We start from the raw sequence: 276 nt of genomic DNA, 5'->3' as shown, positions 1-276 counted from the left end.
GGCACCAAGACCTATGAAAAGGTGATTGAACGCATCGGGCGAGCCATGCAGAAATACCCCTCCATTGCCAAATTCTACGACATTAAATACACGAGAAGCACAGCCAATCCAAAGCTAATGTCAGACCTCTCTTGGAGTACACATGGAGAGGAACAGGCAATAGCAGAGTATGGAGCCTACTATCTTCGGACGAATGTCAGCACTCTAGATGAGAAAAGTATCTGGGACTACTACAACCTTATACGAGAGATAGAGTGTACCAACCGTCAACTCAAA

1 pseudogene is annotated in these 276 nt (G+C 45.7%); it reads left to right on the top strand.

Annotation, left to right across the window (positions count from 1 at the left end):
- Positions 1–276, top strand: a pseudogene (locus HMPREF3027_RS09600) (transposase); the annotation flags it as partial.

This window comes from Porphyromonas sp. HMSC077F02 (assembly GCF_001815465.1).
Classification (GTDB): domain Bacteria; phylum Bacteroidota; class Bacteroidia; order Bacteroidales; family Porphyromonadaceae; genus Porphyromonas_A; species Porphyromonas_A somerae.
This window is presented reverse-complemented; position numbering and strand designations above follow the sequence as displayed.